The sequence below is a fragment of the Massilia putida genome, assembly GCF_001941825.1.
Taxonomy (GTDB): domain Bacteria; phylum Pseudomonadota; class Gammaproteobacteria; order Burkholderiales; family Burkholderiaceae_D; genus Telluria; species Telluria putida.
Map to the genome: position 1 here is coordinate 4,457,562 of NZ_CP019038.1, position 17,306 is coordinate 4,474,867.

Annotated in this window: 15 protein-coding genes; 12 read left to right on the forward strand and 3 right to left on the reverse strand. The window is 65.2% G+C overall.

Features of this window, described 5'->3' with window-relative positions; all coding sequences use genetic code 11:
• Positions 1-139: 139 nt before the first annotated feature.
• The 5 genes from BVG12_RS21995 (at position 140) to BVG12_RS22015 (ending at position 5,419) form a co-directional block, all read left to right on the forward strand.
• The gene (locus BVG12_RS21995) at positions 140-2,233 is read left to right on the forward strand and encodes a cytochrome c biogenesis protein ResB (RefSeq protein WP_075794255.1); all 2,094 of its coding nucleotides are present in this window, start codon (positions 140-142) and stop codon (positions 2,231-2,233) included.
• A 32-nt stretch (positions 2,234-2,265) separates the two neighbouring features.
• The gene (gene ccsB / locus BVG12_RS22000) at positions 2,266-3,432 is read left to right on the forward strand and encodes a c-type cytochrome biogenesis protein CcsB (RefSeq protein ID WP_075794256.1); all 1,167 of its coding nucleotides are present in this window, start codon (positions 2,266-2,268) and stop codon (positions 3,430-3,432) included.
• A 133-nt stretch (positions 3,433-3,565) separates the two neighbouring features.
• Entirely contained in the window at positions 3,566-4,543 is a 978-nt protein-coding gene (msrP, locus tag BVG12_RS22005) for a protein-methionine-sulfoxide reductase catalytic subunit MsrP (protein ID WP_075794257.1), read from the forward strand.
• 11 nt (positions 4,544-4,554) lie between these two features.
• On the forward strand, positions 4,555-5,208 hold the full coding sequence (gene msrQ / locus BVG12_RS22010; protein ID WP_075794258.1) for a protein-methionine-sulfoxide reductase heme-binding subunit MsrQ: 654 nt from the start codon (positions 4,555-4,557) through the stop codon (positions 5,206-5,208).
• 28 nt (positions 5,209-5,236) lie between these two features.
• Positions 5,237-5,419: a hypothetical protein gene (locus tag BVG12_RS22015; RefSeq protein ID WP_036239466.1), complete on the forward strand. Its 183-nt coding sequence runs from the start codon at positions 5,237-5,239 to the stop codon at positions 5,417-5,419.
• A gap of 31 nt (positions 5,420-5,450) precedes the next feature.
• Here BVG12_RS22015 and lysA read toward each other — a convergent pair whose 3' ends face one another.
• Together lysA and lptM are read right to left on the reverse strand one after the other, a co-directional pair.
• Positions 5,451-6,725, reverse strand: coding sequence for a diaminopimelate decarboxylase (lysA, locus tag BVG12_RS22020; protein ID WP_075794259.1), 1,275 nt, complete (start codon positions 6,723-6,725; stop codon positions 5,451-5,453).
• Positions 6,726-6,739: 14 nt separating this feature from the next.
• Positions 6,740-7,015: an LPS translocon maturation chaperone LptM gene (lptM, locus tag BVG12_RS35240; RefSeq protein WP_075794260.1), complete on the reverse strand. Its 276-nt coding sequence runs from the start codon at positions 7,013-7,015 to the stop codon at positions 6,740-6,742.
• Positions 7,016-7,056: 41 nt separating this feature from the next.
• Here lptM and cyaY point away from each other — a divergent pair, with 41 nt between their 5' ends.
• Entirely contained in the window at positions 7,057-7,386 is a 330-nt protein-coding gene (gene cyaY, locus BVG12_RS22030) for an iron donor protein CyaY (protein ID WP_075794261.1), read from the forward strand.
• A gap of 129 nt (positions 7,387-7,515) precedes the next feature.
• Here the strand turns inward: cyaY and BVG12_RS22035 are convergent, their stop codons facing one another.
• Complete coding sequence (locus tag BVG12_RS22035; protein WP_075796498.1) at positions 7,516-9,867, reverse strand: penicillin-binding protein 1A; 2,352 nt, start codon at positions 9,865-9,867, stop codon at positions 7,516-7,518.
• A 322-nt stretch (positions 9,868-10,189) separates the two neighbouring features.
• On the opposite strand from BVG12_RS22035, the gene BVG12_RS22040 reads away from it, so the two are divergent.
• Genes BVG12_RS22040 through BVG12_RS22065 form a run of 6 tightly spaced genes read left to right on the forward strand, consistent with a single transcriptional unit; the run spans position 10,190 to position 17,239 of the window.
• Positions 10,190-11,263, forward strand: coding sequence for a pilus assembly protein PilM (locus tag BVG12_RS22040; protein WP_075794262.1), 1,074 nt, complete (start codon positions 10,190-10,192; stop codon positions 11,261-11,263).
• Positions 11,263-11,898 (forward strand): PilN domain-containing protein, encoded by a 636-nt coding sequence (locus BVG12_RS22045; protein WP_075794263.1) that lies wholly within the window; start codon positions 11,263-11,265, stop codon positions 11,896-11,898. The genes BVG12_RS22040 and BVG12_RS22045 overlap by 1 nt, the downstream gene beginning before the upstream one ends.
• Entirely contained in the window at positions 11,895-12,572 is a 678-nt protein-coding gene (locus BVG12_RS22050) for a type IV pilus inner membrane component PilO (RefSeq protein WP_075794264.1), read from the forward strand. The genes BVG12_RS22045 and BVG12_RS22050 overlap by 4 nt, the downstream gene beginning before the upstream one ends.
• Positions 12,569-13,108, forward strand: a complete 540-nt coding sequence (locus BVG12_RS22055) for a pilus assembly protein PilP (protein WP_075794265.1) — start codon at positions 12,569-12,571, stop codon at positions 13,106-13,108. The genes BVG12_RS22050 and BVG12_RS22055 overlap by 4 nt, the downstream gene beginning before the upstream one ends.
• Positions 13,105-15,255, forward strand: a complete 2,151-nt coding sequence (locus BVG12_RS22060) for a type IV pilus secretin PilQ (protein WP_075794266.1) — start codon at positions 13,105-13,107, stop codon at positions 15,253-15,255. The genes BVG12_RS22055 and BVG12_RS22060 overlap by 4 nt, the downstream gene beginning before the upstream one ends.
• Positions 15,256-15,280: 25 nt before the next feature.
• Positions 15,281-17,239 carry an Ig-like domain-containing protein gene (locus BVG12_RS22065; RefSeq protein WP_075794267.1) on the forward strand — a complete coding sequence of 653 codons (1,959 nt, stop codon included), beginning with the start codon at positions 15,281-15,283 and terminating at the stop codon, positions 17,237-17,239.
• The last annotated feature ends 67 nt before the right edge of the window (positions 17,240-17,306 follow it).

The following is a 17,306-nucleotide window of genomic DNA, read 5'->3' on the forward strand; positions in this document are numbered from 1 at the left end:
GTATTGCCGGACCACGATAATCGAGCCGACCAATCGGCCTACAATAAAAACTGGCGGGAACAACAGGGAAGGGCGACCGCGGAAGCGGGGCGCCCTTTTGTTGTATGCTCGCTGGTTGTTGTGTTTAGAGTGAAAGTCGATGAGCACCACCGGAATTGAACTGAAAACGCGCCGGCGCGGCGTGGCCGAAGCGGTCGAATTGCTGTCCTCGATGCGGTTCGCGATCACCTTGCTGGTCATGATCGCGATTGCCGCCATCATCGGCACCATCATGCAGCAGGACCGCGGCATGTCGGATTACGTGAACCAGTTCGGCCCGTTCTGGTTCGAGATCTTCCGCAAGCTGAGCCTGTACACGGTGTATTCGGCCTGGTGGTTCCTGCTGATCCTGGGTTTCCTGATCATCTCGACGAGCCTGTGCATCGCGCGCAATGCGCCGAAGTTCATCCGCGACATGCGCAGCTGGCGCGATGCCGTGCGCGAGGAATCGCTGCGCAATTTCCACCACCGGACCGAATGGACGGCCCCGCTGGACATGGTCCCGCTGGCCCAGCAGACCGCGTCCCGCCTCGTCGACGCCGGCTATAAAACGAAGATGGTCGACAAGCCGGGCGGCGTGCTCGTCGCCGCAAAGAAGGGCGCCGGCAACAAGTTCGGCTATATCTTCGCGCACACGGCCATCATCGTGATCCTGCTGGGCGGCCTGCTCGATTCGAACCTGCCGATCCGCTTCCAGGAATGGTTCATGGGGAAAACGCCGTATGCGGGCACGGGCCTGATCTCCGCGATCGCGCCGCAGCACCGCCTCGGCCTCGGCAACCCGACCTTCCGCGGCAACACCCTGATTCCCGAAGGCCAGGCCAGCGACACGGCACTGCTCCAGCAAGCCGACGGCGTCCTCGTGCAAGACCTGCCGTTCACCATCGAGCTAAAGAAATTCAACATCGATTTCTACTCGACGGGCATGCCGAAGCTGTTCGCCAGCGACGTCGTGATCCGCGACCACGAGACAGGTAAAACGTTCCCCGCGACCATCAAGGTCAACCAGCCGCTGATCTACCGCGGCGTCGCCGTTTACCAGTCCAGCTTCGAGGATGGCGGCAGCAAGCTCAAGCTGACGGGCTGGCCGATGACGGGCACCGGCGACAAATCGTTCGCCATCGAGGGCGAAGTCGGCAATGCGACCGAGCTCAAGCAGGGCACCGACACGTACTCCGTCGAGTGGTCGGGCTTCCGGCCGTTCAACGTCGAGAACACCAGCCAGAACAACGATGCGCGCGCCGTCGCGAAAGGTAAAAGTTTCGAGGAACAGTTCGCCCAGACCTTGTCCCAGCACTCGGGCTCGGCCGCGAAGAACGTCGGCAAGAAGGATCTGAAAAACGTCGGGCCCAGCGTGCAATACAAGCTGCGCGACAAGACGGGCCAGGCGCGCGAATTCCTGAACTACATGCAGCCCGTGACCCTCGAAGGCCATGAGGTGTTCCTGGCCGGCGTGCGCAGCAATCCGTCCGATCCGTTCAGCTTCCTGCGCATCCCGGCCGACGACCAGCACGGCTTGCGCGATTGGATGCGCCTGCGCGCCGCGCTCGCCGACCCGTCGCTGCGCGAGGAAGCCGCACGCCGCTACGCCGCCCGCGCGCTGCCGCCGGGCGATGCGGGCGGGGTGCTGGCCACGCAGCTGCAGGAATCGGCCGCCAAGACGCTGGCGATTTTTGCCGGCAACGGCGACCAGGGCGGTTATCTGGCCGTCTCGAAATTCCTCGAGCGCATCCCCGCGGCGGAGCAGGAAAAGGCGGCGACCGTGTTCATGAAGATGCTCAACGGCGCCATGTGGGAGCTGTGGCAGGCTGCGCGTGCGCGCGATGGCGAAGCGCCCGTGACGCCCACCGAGACTCACGGCCGCTTCCTGCAACAGGCGACGAACGCGTTGTCCGACAGCTTTTTCTATGGCGCGCCCGTGTTCCTGGCGCTGGACGATTTCAAGGAAGTCAAAGCGTCGGTGCTGCAGGTGACGCGCTCGCCGGGCAAGAAAGTGGTCTATGTCGGCTGTCTGTTGCTGGTGCTGGGTATTTTCTCGATGTTTTACATCCGCGAGCGCCGCATCTGGGTGTGGGTGAAGCCGGCCCCGGACGGCGGCACGCACGCGCTGATGGCGATGAGCACCCAACGCAGAACGCTCGATTTCGAGCGGGAATTCGACGACCTGAAGAACAAACTGCCGCAATCGGCGTAAGCTTGAAAGAGCAAGCAACAAAGGAGATACCCATGGACATTTCATCCGCATCGCAAGCGCAAGGCGCGGCGTACACCCGGCCCCCCGGCTTCTTCAAGCGCTTGAGCGCCATCGACTGGCTGTTCGGCGCCGGCTTGCTGGCGGCCGCGCTGTACGTCCTGAACCGCTTCGGCGCCTACATGGACATCTACGAGCAGGCGATCCTCGTGCTGGCCGCGCCCGTGTTCGCCTTCGTCGGCTGGACCTTCAAGCCCGTGCGCTGGCTGATGCCGCTCGTGGCCTTGCTGGCGTTGTGGGCCGTGCAGCTGTACGGCGGCTCGCTCGACGCGGCCAACCAGAAATTCTTCCTGAAATACATGCTGTCGAGCCAGTCCGCGATCCTGTGGATGAGCGCGCTGTTCGTGTTCTCGACCGGGTTCTACTGGCTCGGCCTGCTGACGCGCTCGCCGTTCGGTGGCAGCGTCGGCTCCAAGCTGTGCTGGGCCGCCGTCGTGCTGGGCTTTACCGGGATGATGGTGCGCTGGTACGAGTCGTACCTGATCGGCACGGACGTCGGCCACATCCCCGTGTCGAACCTGTACGAAGTGTTCATCCTGTTTTCGATGATCACGGCCATGTTCTACCTGTACTACGAACAGCGCTACAAAACGCGCCAGTTGGGGCCGTTCGTGCTGCTCGTGATCTCGGCCGCCGTCGGCTTTTTGCTGTGGTACACGGTGGCGCGCGACGCTGCCGAGATCCAGCCGCTCGTGCCCGCGCTGCAGAGCTGGTGGATGAAGATCCACGTGCCGGCCAACTTCATCGGCTACGGCACGTTCGCGCTGGCCGCGATGGTCGGTTCGGCCTATCTGCTGAAGTCGCACGGCATCCTGGCCGACCGCCTGCCGGCGCTCGAGGTGCTGGACGATGTCATGTACAAGGCGATCTCCGTCGGCTTCGCGTTCTTCACCGTCGCCACGATCCTGGGCGCGCTGTGGGCGGCCGAGGCCTGGGGCGGCTACTGGTCGTGGGACCCGAAGGAAACCTGGGCGCTGATCGTCTGGCTGAACTACGCGGCCTGGCTGCACATGCGCTTGATGTCCGGGCTGCGCGGCCGCGCGGCGGCGTGGTGGGCCCTCATCGGCCTCGTCGTGACGACGTTCGCGTTCCTCGGCGTGAACATGTTCCTGTCGGGGCTGCACTCGTACGGCAAGCTCTGACTCGGACTCTGAATATGTCCGATTATGTCCGTTGGCGGCAATTGGTAACAAATCGCCGCCCGGACGATCCTGCGGCGGCAGATGGTGTAACGTTGATATGTCGCGAGAAACACTATTTACAGCCGGAGCCGCCATGTTGATCAGAAAAAATCCGAACGGCATCGATTTGCCGTTCCCGTCCGAAATCACGCCGCGCGAGGTCTACGAAGGCCGGCGCGCCTTCCTCGCCAAGGTCGCGGCGACGGCCGTGGCCGGCTCCTCGCTGTGGGAAATGGCTAACCGCGAAGCCTTCGCGCAGGGCGCGGTCCAAAAGCTGCCGGCCACGCGGAATCCGGCCTTCTCGACGAACGAGAAGCAGACGCCGTTCGAGGACGCGACCCACTACAACAATTTCTACGAATTCGGCACAGACAAGGCCGACCCGGCCGCGAATGCGCACACTTTGCGCACCCGGCCGTGGACCGTGCAGATCGAGGGCGAGGTGAAAAAGCCGCTGACGCTCGACCTGGACCGCCTCGTGAAGCTGGCGCCGCTGGAAGAGCGCATCTACCGCCTGCGCTGCGTCGAGGGCTGGTCGATGGTGATTCCGTGGGTCGGCTACTCGCTCTCGAGCCTGATCCGCCAGGTCGAGCCGACCGGCAATGCGAAATACATCGAATTCACGAGCCTGGCCGACCGCAGCCAGATGCCGGGCGTACGCAGCCGCGTGCTCGAGTGGCCGTACGTCGAAGGCTTGCGCATGGACGAGGCCATGCACCCGCTCACGTTGCTGACGGTCGGCATGTACGGCCAGGTGCTGCCGAACCAGAACGGCGCGCCCGTGCGCGTCATCGTGCCGTGGAAATACGGTTTCAAGTCGGCGAAATCCATCGTCAAGATCCGCTTCGTGCGCGACCAGCCGCGCACCGCGTGGAACGGCATCGCGCCCGAGGAATATGGCTTTTATTCGAACGTGAATCCGAACGTCGACCACCCGCGCTGGTCGCAGGCGTCGGAACGGCGCATCGGCGAGGGCGGGCTGTTCACGCCCAAGCGCAAGACGCTGATGTTCAACGGCTATAACGAGGTCGCCTCGCTGTACACGGGCATGGACCTCAAGAAGAATTTCTGAGCGGGCCGGCCATGGCGTTCAATCCCACTCCGACCCAGCTCAAGGGGTTCAAGACGGTCATCTTCGTGCTGGCGCTGCTGCCGTTCCTGCGCATGGCGTGGCTGACGGCGACGGGCGTACCGGTCGATCCCGTCGAATTCCTCACGCACGGCAGCGGCGACTGGGCGTTGTACCTGCTGTGCGCGACGCTGGCCGTCACGCCGCTGCGCCGCCTGACGGGCTGGAACTGGGTGATCCGCTTGCGGCGCATGATCGGCCTGTTCACGTTCTTCTACGCCTTCATGCACTTCATGACCTTCCTGTGGTTCGACCATTTCTTCGACGTGGCCGCGATGTGGAAGGACGTGCTCAAGCGGCCGTTCATCACCGTGGGCTTCGCGTGCTTCGTGCTGCTGGTGCCGCTGGCCGCGACGAGCACGAACGCGATGATCAAGCGCCTGGGCCGCAACTGGGCCCGGCTGCACAAGCTGATTTATGTGATCGCGCCGCTGGCGATCCTGCACTACTGGTGGATGAAGGCGGGCAAGCACAACTTCGAGCAGCCCATCGTCTGGGGCAGCGTGGTCGCCGTGCTCCTGCTGCTGCGCGTGTGGTGGGGCGTCGGCCGGACGCGCGTCGAAAAAAGTACCGATAAACGTCCTGCACCTGCATCCGTGCGATCATGATCGGAGACGCTAATGCATACTGTCTGACATGAAATGGCCCCTCGCGCTGGTAATCGTCGTGGTGTTGGCCCTCGTGCTCGTTTTCGGCATGGGGCGGCCGCGCTATGGGCTGCTGGAACGGTGTCTCGACCTCGGCGGCCGCTGGAATGAACAGGCCGCCGCGTGTGCGGCGCAGATGTGGCCGGATGACCGGTCACGCGGGCGGGAGTGATTGATGCCGGGGGCATCAATCACGATCAGCGTTACTTGACGACGGTCTCGAGCGCAAACAGATCCGCCGGATTCTCCCGGCGACGGATCACATGCACCTGGTCGCCATCGACGAGCACCTCGGCCGCGCGGCCGCGCGTGTTGTAGTTCGACGCCATCGTGAACCCGTAGGCACCGGCCGCCATCATGGCCAGCACATCGCCCGGCTCGACGGCCAGGTCGCGGTCGCGCGCGAGCCAGTCGCCCGATTCGCACACGGGGCCGACAAGGTCATAGGTGACGGCCGTGCCGTCACGCTGCACGACCGGCTTGACGTCCATCCAGGCCTGGTACAGGGTCGGACGCGCCATGTCGTTCATCGCGGCGTCGACGACGCAGAAATTCTTTTCCTCGCCCGGCTTGAGGAACTCGACGGACATCAGCAGCACCCCCGTATTGCCGACGATGGAGCGGCCCGGCTCGAAAATCACCTTGATCGGCTGGCCGCCGTGTTTTTCGGCGCGCCACGCGTCCACGCGCGCGAACACGCGCTCGACGTAGTGGCCGATCGGCACCGGCGACGATTCGCCCGTGCCATAGTCGATGCCCAGGCCGCCGCCCACGTCCAGGTGGTGGATGTGGATGCCTTCGCCGGCCAGCGTGTCGATCAGCTCGATCAGCTTGTCCAGCGCTTCCAGCAGCGGCGCGTCGTCCAGCAGCTGCGAGCCGATGTGGCAGTCGATGCCGACGACGTCCAGGTGCGGCAGCTTGGCGGCGGTGCGGTAGGTGTCCAGCGCGTCCGAGAACGCGACGCCGAACTTGCTGGCCTTGAGGCCCGTGGCGATGTAGGGGTGGGTCTTCGGGTCGACGTTCGGGTTCACGCGCAGCGAGACGGGTGCGCGCTTGCCCATGCGGCCGGCGACTTCGTTGATGCGGTGCAGTTCCGGAATCGACTCGACGTTAAAGCACAGGATGCCCTTCTCGAGCGCCAGCGCGATTTCGGCCGCGGTCTTGCCCACGCCCGAGAAGATCACCTTGCCCGGATCGCCGCCGGCCGCGATCACGCGCAGCAGCTCGCCGCCCGAGACGATGTCGAAGCCCGCGCCTTCCCGGGCCAGCAGGTCGAGGATCGCCAGGTTGGAATTCGCCTTCATCGCATAGCAGACCAGCGCATCGCGGCCCGCGCACGGGCGCGCGTAGCCGGCGAAGTTTTCCAGCAGCTGGGCTTTCGAATAGACGTAGGTCGGGGTGCCGTGTTCGGTGGCGATCGTGGACAGGGGGACGCGTTCGGCGTGCAGGACGCCGTCTTGGTAGGTGAAGTGAGACATGGGGGTGCGTTTGCTTACTGTTGGGTGGCCGGCGGAGGCTGGTTCGGGGCTTGCGTATTGTTGGCGTTGGAGCCGGCGGCGGGGACGGTCACGCCGGCGGCGGGGGCCGGCGGCGTGATCTGGACGGCCGGCGCTGCCGTGGTATTCGTCGTGCCGGACGGGGCGGCGCCGGTGGGCGCGGCGCCGGGCCGGGTGGGCGGCTTGGGCATGTAGAGCGGGCCGGTCTGGCCGCAGGCCGACAGCGCTATCAGGGTCGCCAGGCTTGTCAGGAGCGCAAATGGGGACTTCACGATTAGAATCACGGTTTGATTAGCAGACCTTGGAGTGTAGCATGACCGAATCCGAATTTTTGGCCCTGGCCGAGTCCACCCTGGACGAGATCGAACAGGCATTCGACCGCCTGTTCGAGCAGGATATCGTCGACGTCGAGTGCAAGCGCAGCGGCAACGTGCTCGAGATCGAGTTCGTCGACAACGGCTCGAAGATCATCGTCAACAGCCAGGCGCCGTTGCAGGAGATGTGGATCGCGGCGCGCGCCGGCGGTTTCCACTACAAGCGCGTGGGCGATGAATGGCGCAATACGCGCGACGGCACGGAGTTCTTCACCTCGTTGTCCGATTTCGCCACGCAGCAGGGCGGGGCACCCGTCAAATTGCATTAATGGTTGATTGACCGGTAGGGTGGGCACCTGTGCCCACGCGTAACGCCAACCTATCGCAAACGTTACGCGTGGGCATGTTTCATCTGAGGCCCCGGCCTCAGATGCCGACCCTGCGTAAAAACGCCGGTTTTAAAACAATTCGTTGCGGACGGCGTCGCGCGACTTCTGTTCGGCCGCCGGCTGTGCCGCGCCGACGTCGAGCGACTGCACCCCCGTGCCCGGCGGGTTCTCGGCGTAATAGAACTCGTCGCCGTACTGCACGAGCCCCGGCGGCACCGGACGGTCGAGCACCGGCTCGTTCTTGAGCGCCTTCTGCATGAAGCCGATCCAGATCGGCAGCGCCAGGCCGCCGCCCGTTTCCTTGTTGCCCAGGTTGCGCGGCTGGTCGTAGCCGATCCACGCGATGCCCACCAGGTGCGGCTGGTAGCCCGCGAACCAGGCGTCGATCGAATCGTTCGTCGTCCCCGTCTTGCCCGCGATGTCCGGGCGCTTCAGCACCTGCGACGCCTTGGCCGCCGTGCCGTAGCGGGCCACGTCCTTGAGCATGCTGTCCATCAGCCACGCGTTGCGCTCGTCGATGACGCGGTTGGCGTCGACGCCGGCGCGGTCCGGACGGGCTTCCGACAACACCTTGCCATCCGCATCCGTCACCTTGGAGATGAGGTAGGGACTGATGCGGTAGCCGCCGTTGGCGAACACGGAATAGGCGCCGGCCATCTGCAGCGGCGTCGTCGCGCCCGCGCCCAGCGCGAGCGTCAGGTACGGCGGATTCTTATCGGGATCGAAGCCGAAGCGGGTCGCGTATTCCTGGCCGTAGCGGGCGCCGATCTTGTTCAGGATGCGGATCGAAATCATGTTCTTCGACTTCGTCAGGCCACGCCGCATCGTCATCGGGCCTTCGTACTTGTTGTCGTAGTTTTTCGGTTCCCACGCCTGGCCGCCCGTCGCCCCGGCGTCGAACGAGATCGGCGCGTCGTTGATGACGGTCGCCGGCGAGAAGCCCCGCTCCAGCGATGCCGAATAGATGAACGGCTTGAACGAGGACCCCGGCTGGCGCCAGGCCTGCGTCACGTGATTGAACTTGCTGCGGTTGAAATCGAAGCCGCCCACCAGCGCGCGGATCGCGCCGTCGTCCGGATTCACCGCGATGAAGGCCGATTCCACTTCCGGCAGTTGCGTGATGTTCCACGACGAGCCGCCGTCCTGCGTGACCCGGATGACGGCGCCGCGGCGCATGCGCCGGGTCTCGGCCGCTTTCGGCGACAGCCAGTCCTTAGCGAACGCCAGGCCGGCGCCGGTGATCGTGATGTCCTCGCCCGAGGCCAGCACTGCCTTCACCTGCGTGGGCGACGCCGACAGCACGACGGCGGCGACGATGTCGTCCGAATCCGGATGCTCGGCCAGTTCCGCCTCGATGGCTTCGTCGGCCTCGCCCTTGGTGGACGGGATCTCGATGTATTTTTCCGGGCCGCGGTACGGGTGGCGGCGCTCGTAGTCCATCACGCCGCGGCGCAGCGCCAGGTAGGCGGCGTCCTGGTCGGACTTGGTGATCGTCGTGAACACGTTCAGGCCGCGCGTATAGGTGTCTTCCTTGAACTGCTCGTAGACCAGCTGGCGCGCCATCTCGGCCACGTATTCGGCATGCACGCCGAACGCGGTGCTGTCCGTCTTGATCTTGAGTTCTTCGTTCTTTGCCTGTTCGTACTGGGCATCCGTGATGTAGTGCAGGTCGTGCATGCGCTGCAGGATGTATTGTTGGCGCACGCGCGCGCGCTTCGGATTGACGACCGGGTTGTACGCCGACGGCGCCTTGGGCAGGCCGGCCAGCATCGCCGCTTCCGCGACCGAGATGTCCTTCAGATCCTTGCCGAAGTAGATCTGCGCGGCCGACGAGAAACCGAATGCGCGCTGCCCCAGATAGATCTGGTTCATGTAGACCTCGAGGATCTGGTCCTTGGTGAGGTTCTTCTCGATCTTGTACGCGAGCAGGGCCTCGTAGGCCTTGCGCTTGAGGGTCTGTTCGGACGACAGGAAGAAATTGCGGGCCACCTGCTGGGTGATGGTCGATGCGCCCTGGCGCGTGCCGCCGGTGGCGTTGTGCACGGCCGCGCGCAGGATGCCCCAGTAGTCGACGCCGCCGTGTTCGTAGAAACGGTCGTCCTCGATCGCGAGCACGGCCTTCTTCATCACGTCGGGGATGTCCTTGAAGTGGACGAGGGTGCGGCGCTCCTCGCCGAATTCGCCGATCAGCACGTTGTCGGCCGTGAAGATCCGCAGCGGCATCTTCGGCCGGTAGTCGGTGAGGGTGTCGAGGGCCGGCAGGTTCGGATAAGCCATCGCCAGCGCGAACACGACCACCAGCACGCCGCAGACGGCCAGGCCCGCCAGCGTGGCGAGGATGGTCAACAGGATGCGCTTGGGGGTGTGTTTCGGCGGCGTGGACTGCGGCGCGGGGCTGGCCCCGTTTTGGGATGCTTTCATGCGGATGTGGCTCGCTTTATTGATCCGCTTCATTATAAGTCACGCTTGTATCTGAGGCACGCCTAGACAAGCGGACAACAGGTGTGAAAAGTCCTGCAATATTGATCGATATCAGAGTGTAACGAAGTGTCGCTTTCCTGCTTCGTCACTATATGTTCCCGTGTAGAAATTTCTTGTCCTGGCACAGCAGTATTGCTACGATTCAATACGGTGCCTGATATATGCGCATCGTATTTCTACATTTTCCAATAGTTCCCCGCGCGGGCGTTCAAAGCCGTTCCGGCATCCTGGAACGCAACAGTAGCAGAGAGGGAGTGCGCTCGTGATCAGTCTAGGTTCCTTGTTCGGACAAAAGAGCCCGCCCTTGGTCGGGCTCGACATCAGTACGTCCGGCGTGCGCCTGGTCGAGTTGTCGGATGGCGGCAAGGGCGAATTGCGGCTGGAGCGCCATGCGGCGGAGCCGCTGCCGCGCGGCGCCGTCGTCGACGGCAACATCGAAAACATCGACGCGGTGTCGGACGCGGTGCGCCGCGTCGTGCAGAAGAGCGGTACCCGCATCAAGCACGTGGCGCTCGGCATGCCGCCGGCCGCCGTCATCACCAAAAAGATCATCCTGCCGGCCGGCCTGCCGGAAGACCAGCTCGAAGTGCAGGTCGAGTCCGAGGCCAGCCAGTACATCCCGTTCGCGCTGGACGAGGTCAGCCTCGACTTCGACGTGATCGGGCCGGCCGCCAATTCGCCCGACGACATGGAAGTGATGCTGGCCGCCGCGCGCTGCGAAAAAGTCGAGGACCGCGTCGCCATCGCCGAAGCGGCGGGCTTGACGGCCCTCGTGATGGACATCGAATCGTATGCCGCCCGTGCCGCGCTGCAGCGCCTGCTGGATGCGGACAAAGGCCCGAACGACCGCATCGTCGCGCTGTTCCAGATCGGCGCCAACGCCACGCACCTGTCGGTGCTGCAGAACGGCGAGACCGTGTACGAGCGCGAGCAGCCGTTCGGCGGCCTGCAGCTGACCCAGGACATCGTGCGCGCCTACGGCCTCACGTTCGAAGAGGCGGAAACGCGCAAGAAGGCGGGCGACCTGCCGGACAATTATCGCGCCGACCTGCTCGCGCCGTGGCTGGAAAACGCCGCGCTGGAAGTCACGCGCGCGATTCAGTTCTTCTACACGTCGACGCCGTATACGCGCATCGACCAGATTCTCCTCGCCGGCGGCAGCACCCAGCTGCCCGGCCTGCCCGACATCATCGCGGGCCGCACGCGCATCGCCACGTCCGTCGTGGCGCCGTTCCACGGCATGCAGCTGGGCCCGAGCGTGCGCGAGCAGCAACTGCGGCTGGACGCGCCCGGCTATCTGGTCGCCTGCGGCCTCGCCCTGCGGAGGTTCGGCTGATGGTCCGCATTAACCTGCTCCCGCACCGGGAAGCGAAGCGCAAGCAGAAGCAGACCGCGTTCGCCGCGTTGCTGGCGCTGGGCGCCGTGGCCGGCGCCGCGCTCGTGCTGCTCGTGGGCGGCTACAACGCCAGCCGCATCGCCGTCCAGAACGAACGCAACCTGGTGCTCAAGAACGCCAACGCGGAACTGGACAAGAAGATCAGCAAGATCGCCAGCCTGAAATCGGAGATCGAGGCGCTCAAGGCGCGCCAGCAGGCTGTCGAAGACCTGCAGGGCGACCGCAACCAGCCCGTCTACCTGCTCGACGAACTGGTGCGCCAGACGCCGGAAGGCGTGTACCTCAAGGGCTTCAAGCAGGACGGCCAGCGCGTCATGCTGAACGGTTATGCGCAGTCGCAGGAGCGCGTGGCGGAACTGCTGCGCAACCTGTCAGGCGGCTCGCCGTGGCTCGAACGCCCGGACCTGACCGAAGTCCGCGCGGCCACGCTCGCGCAAAGCAAGACCGGGCGCAAGGTCGTCGAATTCACGCTGTACGTCGCGATCAAGCGCGCCCGCCAGAACGACGACGACGGCAAGCCGTCCACCGCAAAAACGGGCGCAAACGCGGCAACAACGGCAGGCACCAAGTCATGAACATCGATCTGAAACAGTCTTTCGCCGACCTGGCGGCCCAGTTCGAGGGCCTGCAGGGACGCCATCCGGGCCTGTGGCCGCTGGCGCCGCGCGTGTTGTGCGCGGCCGGCGTGATGGCGGCCGTCCTCGGCCTCGGCTACTTCTTTTACTGGAACGGCCAGTTCGAGGAACAGGATGCGCTGGCCGCGCAGGAACTCAAGCTGCGCGACGACTACAAAATCAAGATGGCACAGGCGATCAACCTGGACGCGCTGGAAGCCCAGCAGCAGCAGGTGAACCGCTACGTCGAGCGCCTGGAAAAGCAGTTGCCGAGCAAGGCCGAGATGGCGGCGCTGCTGTCCGACATCAACCAGGCCGGCATCGGACGCGGCCTGCAGTTCGAGCTGTTCAAGCCGGGCCAAGTCGTCGTCAAGGATTACTATGCCGAGCTGCCGATCGACATCAAGGTCACGGGCCACTATCACGACATCGGCGCATTCGCGGCCGACATGGCCAAGATGCCGCGCATCGTCACCTTGAACAATCTGACGCTCACTGCGGCTAAGGACGGCACGCTGTCGCTGGACGCCATCGCCAAGACCTTCCGCTACCTCGACCAGGACGAACTGGATGCGCAGGCGAAATCGCGCAAGGCCAAAATGAAGGGTAACGCCGGCAAGGAGTCCAAGGCATGAGCGCGCGCATCGTGATGGGGATGGCGCTGGCGTCCGCGCTGCTGGCCGGCTGCGGCGATTCCGACGTACGCGAGGTGCGCGACTGGATGGAACAGGTGAAGCACGACACGCATCCGACCGTGAAGCCGCTGCCCGAACCCAAGGATTTCCTGCCCTACGCCTATGGCGCAAAGGACGCCGTCGATCCGTTCGACCCGAACAAGCTGCTGGGCGAACTGGCCCGCGCGGCAGCGACCTCCGACAACCCGAACCAGCCGGACCTGAAGCGCCCGCGCGAGCTGCTCGAAACCTTCCCGCTCGACACCATGCAGATGGTCGGTATGATGGAGAAGGGCGGCACCCGCTACGCGCTGCTGCAGGTCGACCGCTCGCTGTACCAGGTCAAGACGGGCCAGCGCATCGGCCAGAATTTCGGCGTCGTCACGCGCGTGGGCGAAGATGCCGTCGATATCCGCGAAGTCGTGCAGGACGCCGCCGGCGAATGGACCGGCCGCATGACGAAGCTGGAGCTGCAAACCAAGGAGAACCATAAATGACCCGATTCCTTTCCGTCGAGGGCGGCGTGCTGCTGGCGTTGGCCACGGCCTGCGCCTGGGCCCAGGACAACGCGATCGAGTCGATCAGCGCCAACCAGCAAGGCGGCAATGTCGTCATCAAGGTGGCCATGAAGGAAGCTTTGACGCAGCCCCCGATCGGCTTTTCGATTACCAATCCGGCCCGCATCGCGCTCGATTTCGGCGCCACCGCCAACGCCACCGGCAAGAACGCACAGGACATCAACCTGGGCGACGTGCGCGGCGTGAACGTCGTGCAGGCGGGCGAGCGCACGCGTCTCGTGCTGAACCTCAAGCGGGTGCTGAACTACGCCGCCGCCATCGACGGCAAGAACGTCATCGTCACCGTCGAAGGCTCGGGCGCACCGGCGCGCGCCGTCGACGCGGCCGGCCAGGCAGCAGCTACGACCGCCGCCGCGGCGGCGCCGGCGCAACTGCTGCGCGACCTCGATTTCCGCCGCGGCAGCAACGGCGAAGGCCGCATCGTCGTCGACCTGCCGAACGGCCAGGTCGCCGTCGACGTACGCCAGGTCGGCCAGCAGATCCAGGTCGACTTCCTGAAAACCGGCGTGCCGCCCTCGCTGCGCCGCCGCCTGGACGTGACCGACTTCGGCACGCCGGTGTCGCGCATCACGACGACGCCACAGGGAGACAGCACGCACATGGTCGTCGAGACCCAGGGCAACTGGGAGCAGAGCGTCTACCAGAGCGACACCCAGCTCGTCATCGACGTCAAGCCCGTCAAGGAAGACCCGAACCGCCCGGCCGGCGGCGCCGCGGGTACGGGCTACCGGGGCGAGAAGCTGTCGTTCAACTTCCAGAGCGTCGAGGTGCGCCAGGCGCTGCAGGCGATCGCCGACATCTCGGGCCTGAACATCATCACGAGCGACTCCGTCACCGGCAACCTCACGCTGCGCCTGAAGGACGTGCCGTGGGACCAGGCGCTGGACGTCGTCCTGCAGGCCAAGGGCCTGGACATGCGCAAGAACGGCAACGTGCTGTGGATCGCGCCGAAAGAAGAACTGCTGACCAAGGAAAAGCTGGAACTCGAACAGCGGGCCCAGATCTCCGACCTGGAACCGCTGCGCTCCGAGATCTTCCAGCTGAACTACCAGAAGGCGGAAGCGTTCCGCAGCGTGTTCGGCCTGGATGCGGGCGGCGCCGCGAGCAGCGAAGGCGGCGGCAGGAACCGTGTGCTGTCCAAGCGCGGCAGCGCCATCATCGATCCGCGCACGAACCAGCTGTTCGTGACCGACATCGCGTCCAAGATCGAAGACATCCGCAAGCTGATCCAGAAGACCGACATCGCGACCAAGCAGGTGCTCGTCGAGGCGCGCCTCGTGGAAGCCAACGACGGCTTCTCGCGCAACCTCGGCGCCAAGCTCGGTTTCGCCGATCTGCGCGGCGTGCGCGGCGGCGACGCCGGCTACCAGGTCAGCGGCAACCAGCGCGTGGCCATCGGCGGCAACCTCACCGGCGTCGGCCAGACGACCGGTCAGGCGTCGGGCACCGACGTCTTCAACAACAGCCAGCTGGTGAACCTGCCTGCGGCCGGCATCAACGGCACGAACGCGCCGACGATCGCGTTCTCGCTGTTCTCGTCGGCCGCCAACCGCTTCCTCAACCTGGAACTGTCGGCGCTGGAAGCGGACGGCAAGGGCAAGATCATCTCCAGCCCGCGCGTCGTCACCGAAGACAACGTCCCGGCCATCATCGAGCAGGGCGTCGAGCTGCCGTACCAGCAGGCCACGAGCAGCGGCGCCACGTCGGTCACGTTCAAGAAGGCGAACCTCAAGCTGGAAGTCACGCCGCAGATCACGCCGGACGGCAACGTCGTGCTGGACGTGGACGTCGCCAAGGATTCGAAGGGCGAGTCGACCGCATCGGGCTTCGCCATCAATACGCAGCACGTGAAGACCAAGGTGATGGTCGAGAACGGCGGCACGGTGGTGCTGGGCGGTATCTACCAGATGACCGAAAGCCGCAACGACAACAAGGTGCCGCTCATCGGCGACATCCCCGTCGTCGGCAATCTGTTCAAGTCGACGTCGCGCGAGAACCGCAAAACCGAGCTGCTCGTCTTCATCACCCCGAAGATCGTGGCCGAACGCCTGCAGAACGGTCATTGAAACAATCATCAACAATAGCCAAGACATGAACAACTTCAAGAATGACGCAGCGCGCCGCCACGGCGTGCGCGCTGCCGGCCTGCTGATGGCCATGGTACTGACCGCGTGCGGCGGCGGTGGCGGCAGTCCGGGCGCGGTGAGCGGCGGTACGGGCTCGGGCAGCACGGGCACCGGTACCGGTACCGGCACGACCGCCACCGCGGCGCCGACCGTCGCGGTGGGCTTCACGAATGCCGCCGGCGCCTCGTCCAACGCACTCACCGGCGCCACGCCGCTGTCCGTCAAGGCCACCGTGCTGGATGCGGCCAAGAAGCCGGTCCCGAACGCGATCGTGACCTTCGCCACCGACAACTCGCTGGCCGTGTTCTCGCCGACGGCCGGCACCGCGCTCACGGACGTGAACGGCGTCGCGACCATCAGCATGCGCGCGGCCAGCCTGGCCGCCGGCGGCGCGGGTACCGTGACCGCCACGTCCAAGGTGGGCGACACGACCGCGAGCGGCACCGCGAACTATTCCGTCGGCGCCACCACGCTGACGTTCGGCACCTTGAGCGCCAGCCCCGCCGGCATCCAGGCCTACGGCTCGACCGTGCTGTCCGTCGACGTGCTGAACGGCTCGAGCAAGTACACGGACCAGCAGGTCAACGTCAGCTTCAGCTCCGCGTGCGTCACGGCCGGCAAGGCGACGCTGGCGGCGACGGTGCCGACCAATAACGGCACCGTGCAGACGGTGTACCGCGACAAGGGCTGCGCCAACAACGACATCATCACCGTGTCGGCCGCCGGCGTCGCCAAGTCGGCATCGACCACGCTGACGATCGCGCCGCCGGCCGCGGCCTCCGTGCAGTTCGTCGGCGCGTCGCCCACGAACCAGTCGATCGTGATCCAGGGCCAGGGCGGCAACGGCCGCACCGAGACCGCCACGCTGACCTTCAAGGTCGTCGACATCTTCGGCAATCCGCTCGCGGGCAAGCAGGTGAATTTCACGACGGCGTCGACGTCCGTCCGGGTCAACAAGGCGAGCGACACCACCGACGCGACCGGCCAGGTCGTCACCACCGTGAATTCGGGCAGCGTGCCGACGTCGTTCCGCGTCCAGGCCACGCTGCCGGGTACCGGTACCAACGGCGGCGCCGACATCTCGACCTTGTCCGACTCGATCGTCGTGACGACGGGCCTGCCGGTGCAGCGCGCGTTCTCGCTGAGCTCCGGTTCGTTCAACGTCGAGGGCTGGACCGTCGACAATCCGTCCGCCACCACCGTGCAGGTGATGCTGGCCGACGCTTTCGGCAACCCCGTCCCGGACGGCACGCCGGTCGTGTTCCAGACGAATATGGGCGCCATCGGCTCGTCCGATAAAGGCGGCTGCAACACGGTCAACGGCGTGTGCTCGGTCGTGTTCCGCACGCAGGCGCCGCGGGTGCCGACGGCAGGCGTGCCAGCCACGCCGTGCAATGCCGTCAGCCCGGACGCTACCCGGCCCGGCCTGGCCACGATCTGCGCCAGCTCGACCGACGGCACCAATACGGTGTACGCCAAGACCGCGATCTTCATGAGCGGCAGCTATGTCGCCAACGCCTACCTGGACGGCAGCCCGACGCCGATCACGGCCGGCACGATCGACCTGGGCACGATCAAGTCCAGCGACACCCGGACGTTCCGGCTGCAGCTGAACGACGTGAACAACAACCCGATGCCGGCCGGTTCCAAGGTCGAGATCACGAGCATGCTCAATGGTGTCGCCGCACCGGTCGTGCCGGCCACCGTGCCGAACGTGGCGCCGCATTCGGCCACCAATGTGGACGACCCGACCGGCATGACGGTCAGCAGCGCTCCCCAGGGTTACACGCACTTGTTCAGCATCGGCAGCCCGGCCGCGACCAATTGCACGGGCCCGGCCACGGCCACGTTCAACGTCACCGTGACGACGCCGGCTGGCTCGGTAACCAGTATTCCGTTTAAACTGTCGTTCACCTGCCCGTAAGTTTTCTTAGGGGATGCCCGATTGCAACAAAACGGCCAGGGCATACCTGGCCGTTTTTATTTGAACG

What these genes read in the sequence shown, in the direction of transcription:
- lysA (WP_075794259.1), bottom strand. Translation starts at nt 6,725, where the DNA reads ATGTCTCACTTCACCTACCAAGACGGCGTCCTGCACGCCGAACGCGTC.
- ccsB (WP_075794256.1), top strand. Translation starts at nt 2,266, where the DNA reads ATGGACATTTCATCCGCATCGCAAGCGCAAGGCGCGGCGTACACCCGG.
- BVG12_RS22050 (WP_075794264.1), top strand. Translation starts at nt 11,895, where the DNA reads ATGAACATCGATCTGAAACAGTCTTTCGCCGACCTGGCGGCCCAGTTC.
- msrQ (WP_075794258.1), top strand. Translation starts at nt 4,555, where the DNA reads ATGGCGTTCAATCCCACTCCGACCCAGCTCAAGGGGTTCAAGACGGTC.
- BVG12_RS22015 (WP_036239466.1), top strand. Translation starts at nt 5,237, where the DNA reads ATGAAATGGCCCCTCGCGCTGGTAATCGTCGTGGTGTTGGCCCTCGTG.
- BVG12_RS22055 (WP_075794265.1), top strand. Translation starts at nt 12,569, where the DNA reads ATGAGCGCGCGCATCGTGATGGGGATGGCGCTGGCGTCCGCGCTGCTG.
- BVG12_RS21995 (WP_075794255.1), top strand. Translation starts at nt 140, where the DNA reads ATGAGCACCACCGGAATTGAACTGAAAACGCGCCGGCGCGGCGTGGCC.
- BVG12_RS22060 (WP_075794266.1), top strand. Translation starts at nt 13,105, where the DNA reads ATGACCCGATTCCTTTCCGTCGAGGGCGGCGTGCTGCTGGCGTTGGCC.
- BVG12_RS22065 (WP_075794267.1), top strand. Translation starts at nt 15,281, where the DNA reads ATGAACAACTTCAAGAATGACGCAGCGCGCCGCCACGGCGTGCGCGCT.
- BVG12_RS22045 (WP_075794263.1), top strand. Translation starts at nt 11,263, where the DNA reads ATGGTCCGCATTAACCTGCTCCCGCACCGGGAAGCGAAGCGCAAGCAG.
- cyaY (WP_075794261.1), top strand. Translation starts at nt 7,057, where the DNA reads ATGACCGAATCCGAATTTTTGGCCCTGGCCGAGTCCACCCTGGACGAG.
- msrP (WP_075794257.1), top strand. Translation starts at nt 3,566, where the DNA reads ATGTTGATCAGAAAAAATCCGAACGGCATCGATTTGCCGTTCCCGTCC.
- BVG12_RS22035 (WP_075796498.1), bottom strand. Translation starts at nt 9,867, where the DNA reads ATGAAAGCATCCCAAAACGGGGCCAGCCCCGCGCCGCAGTCCACGCCG.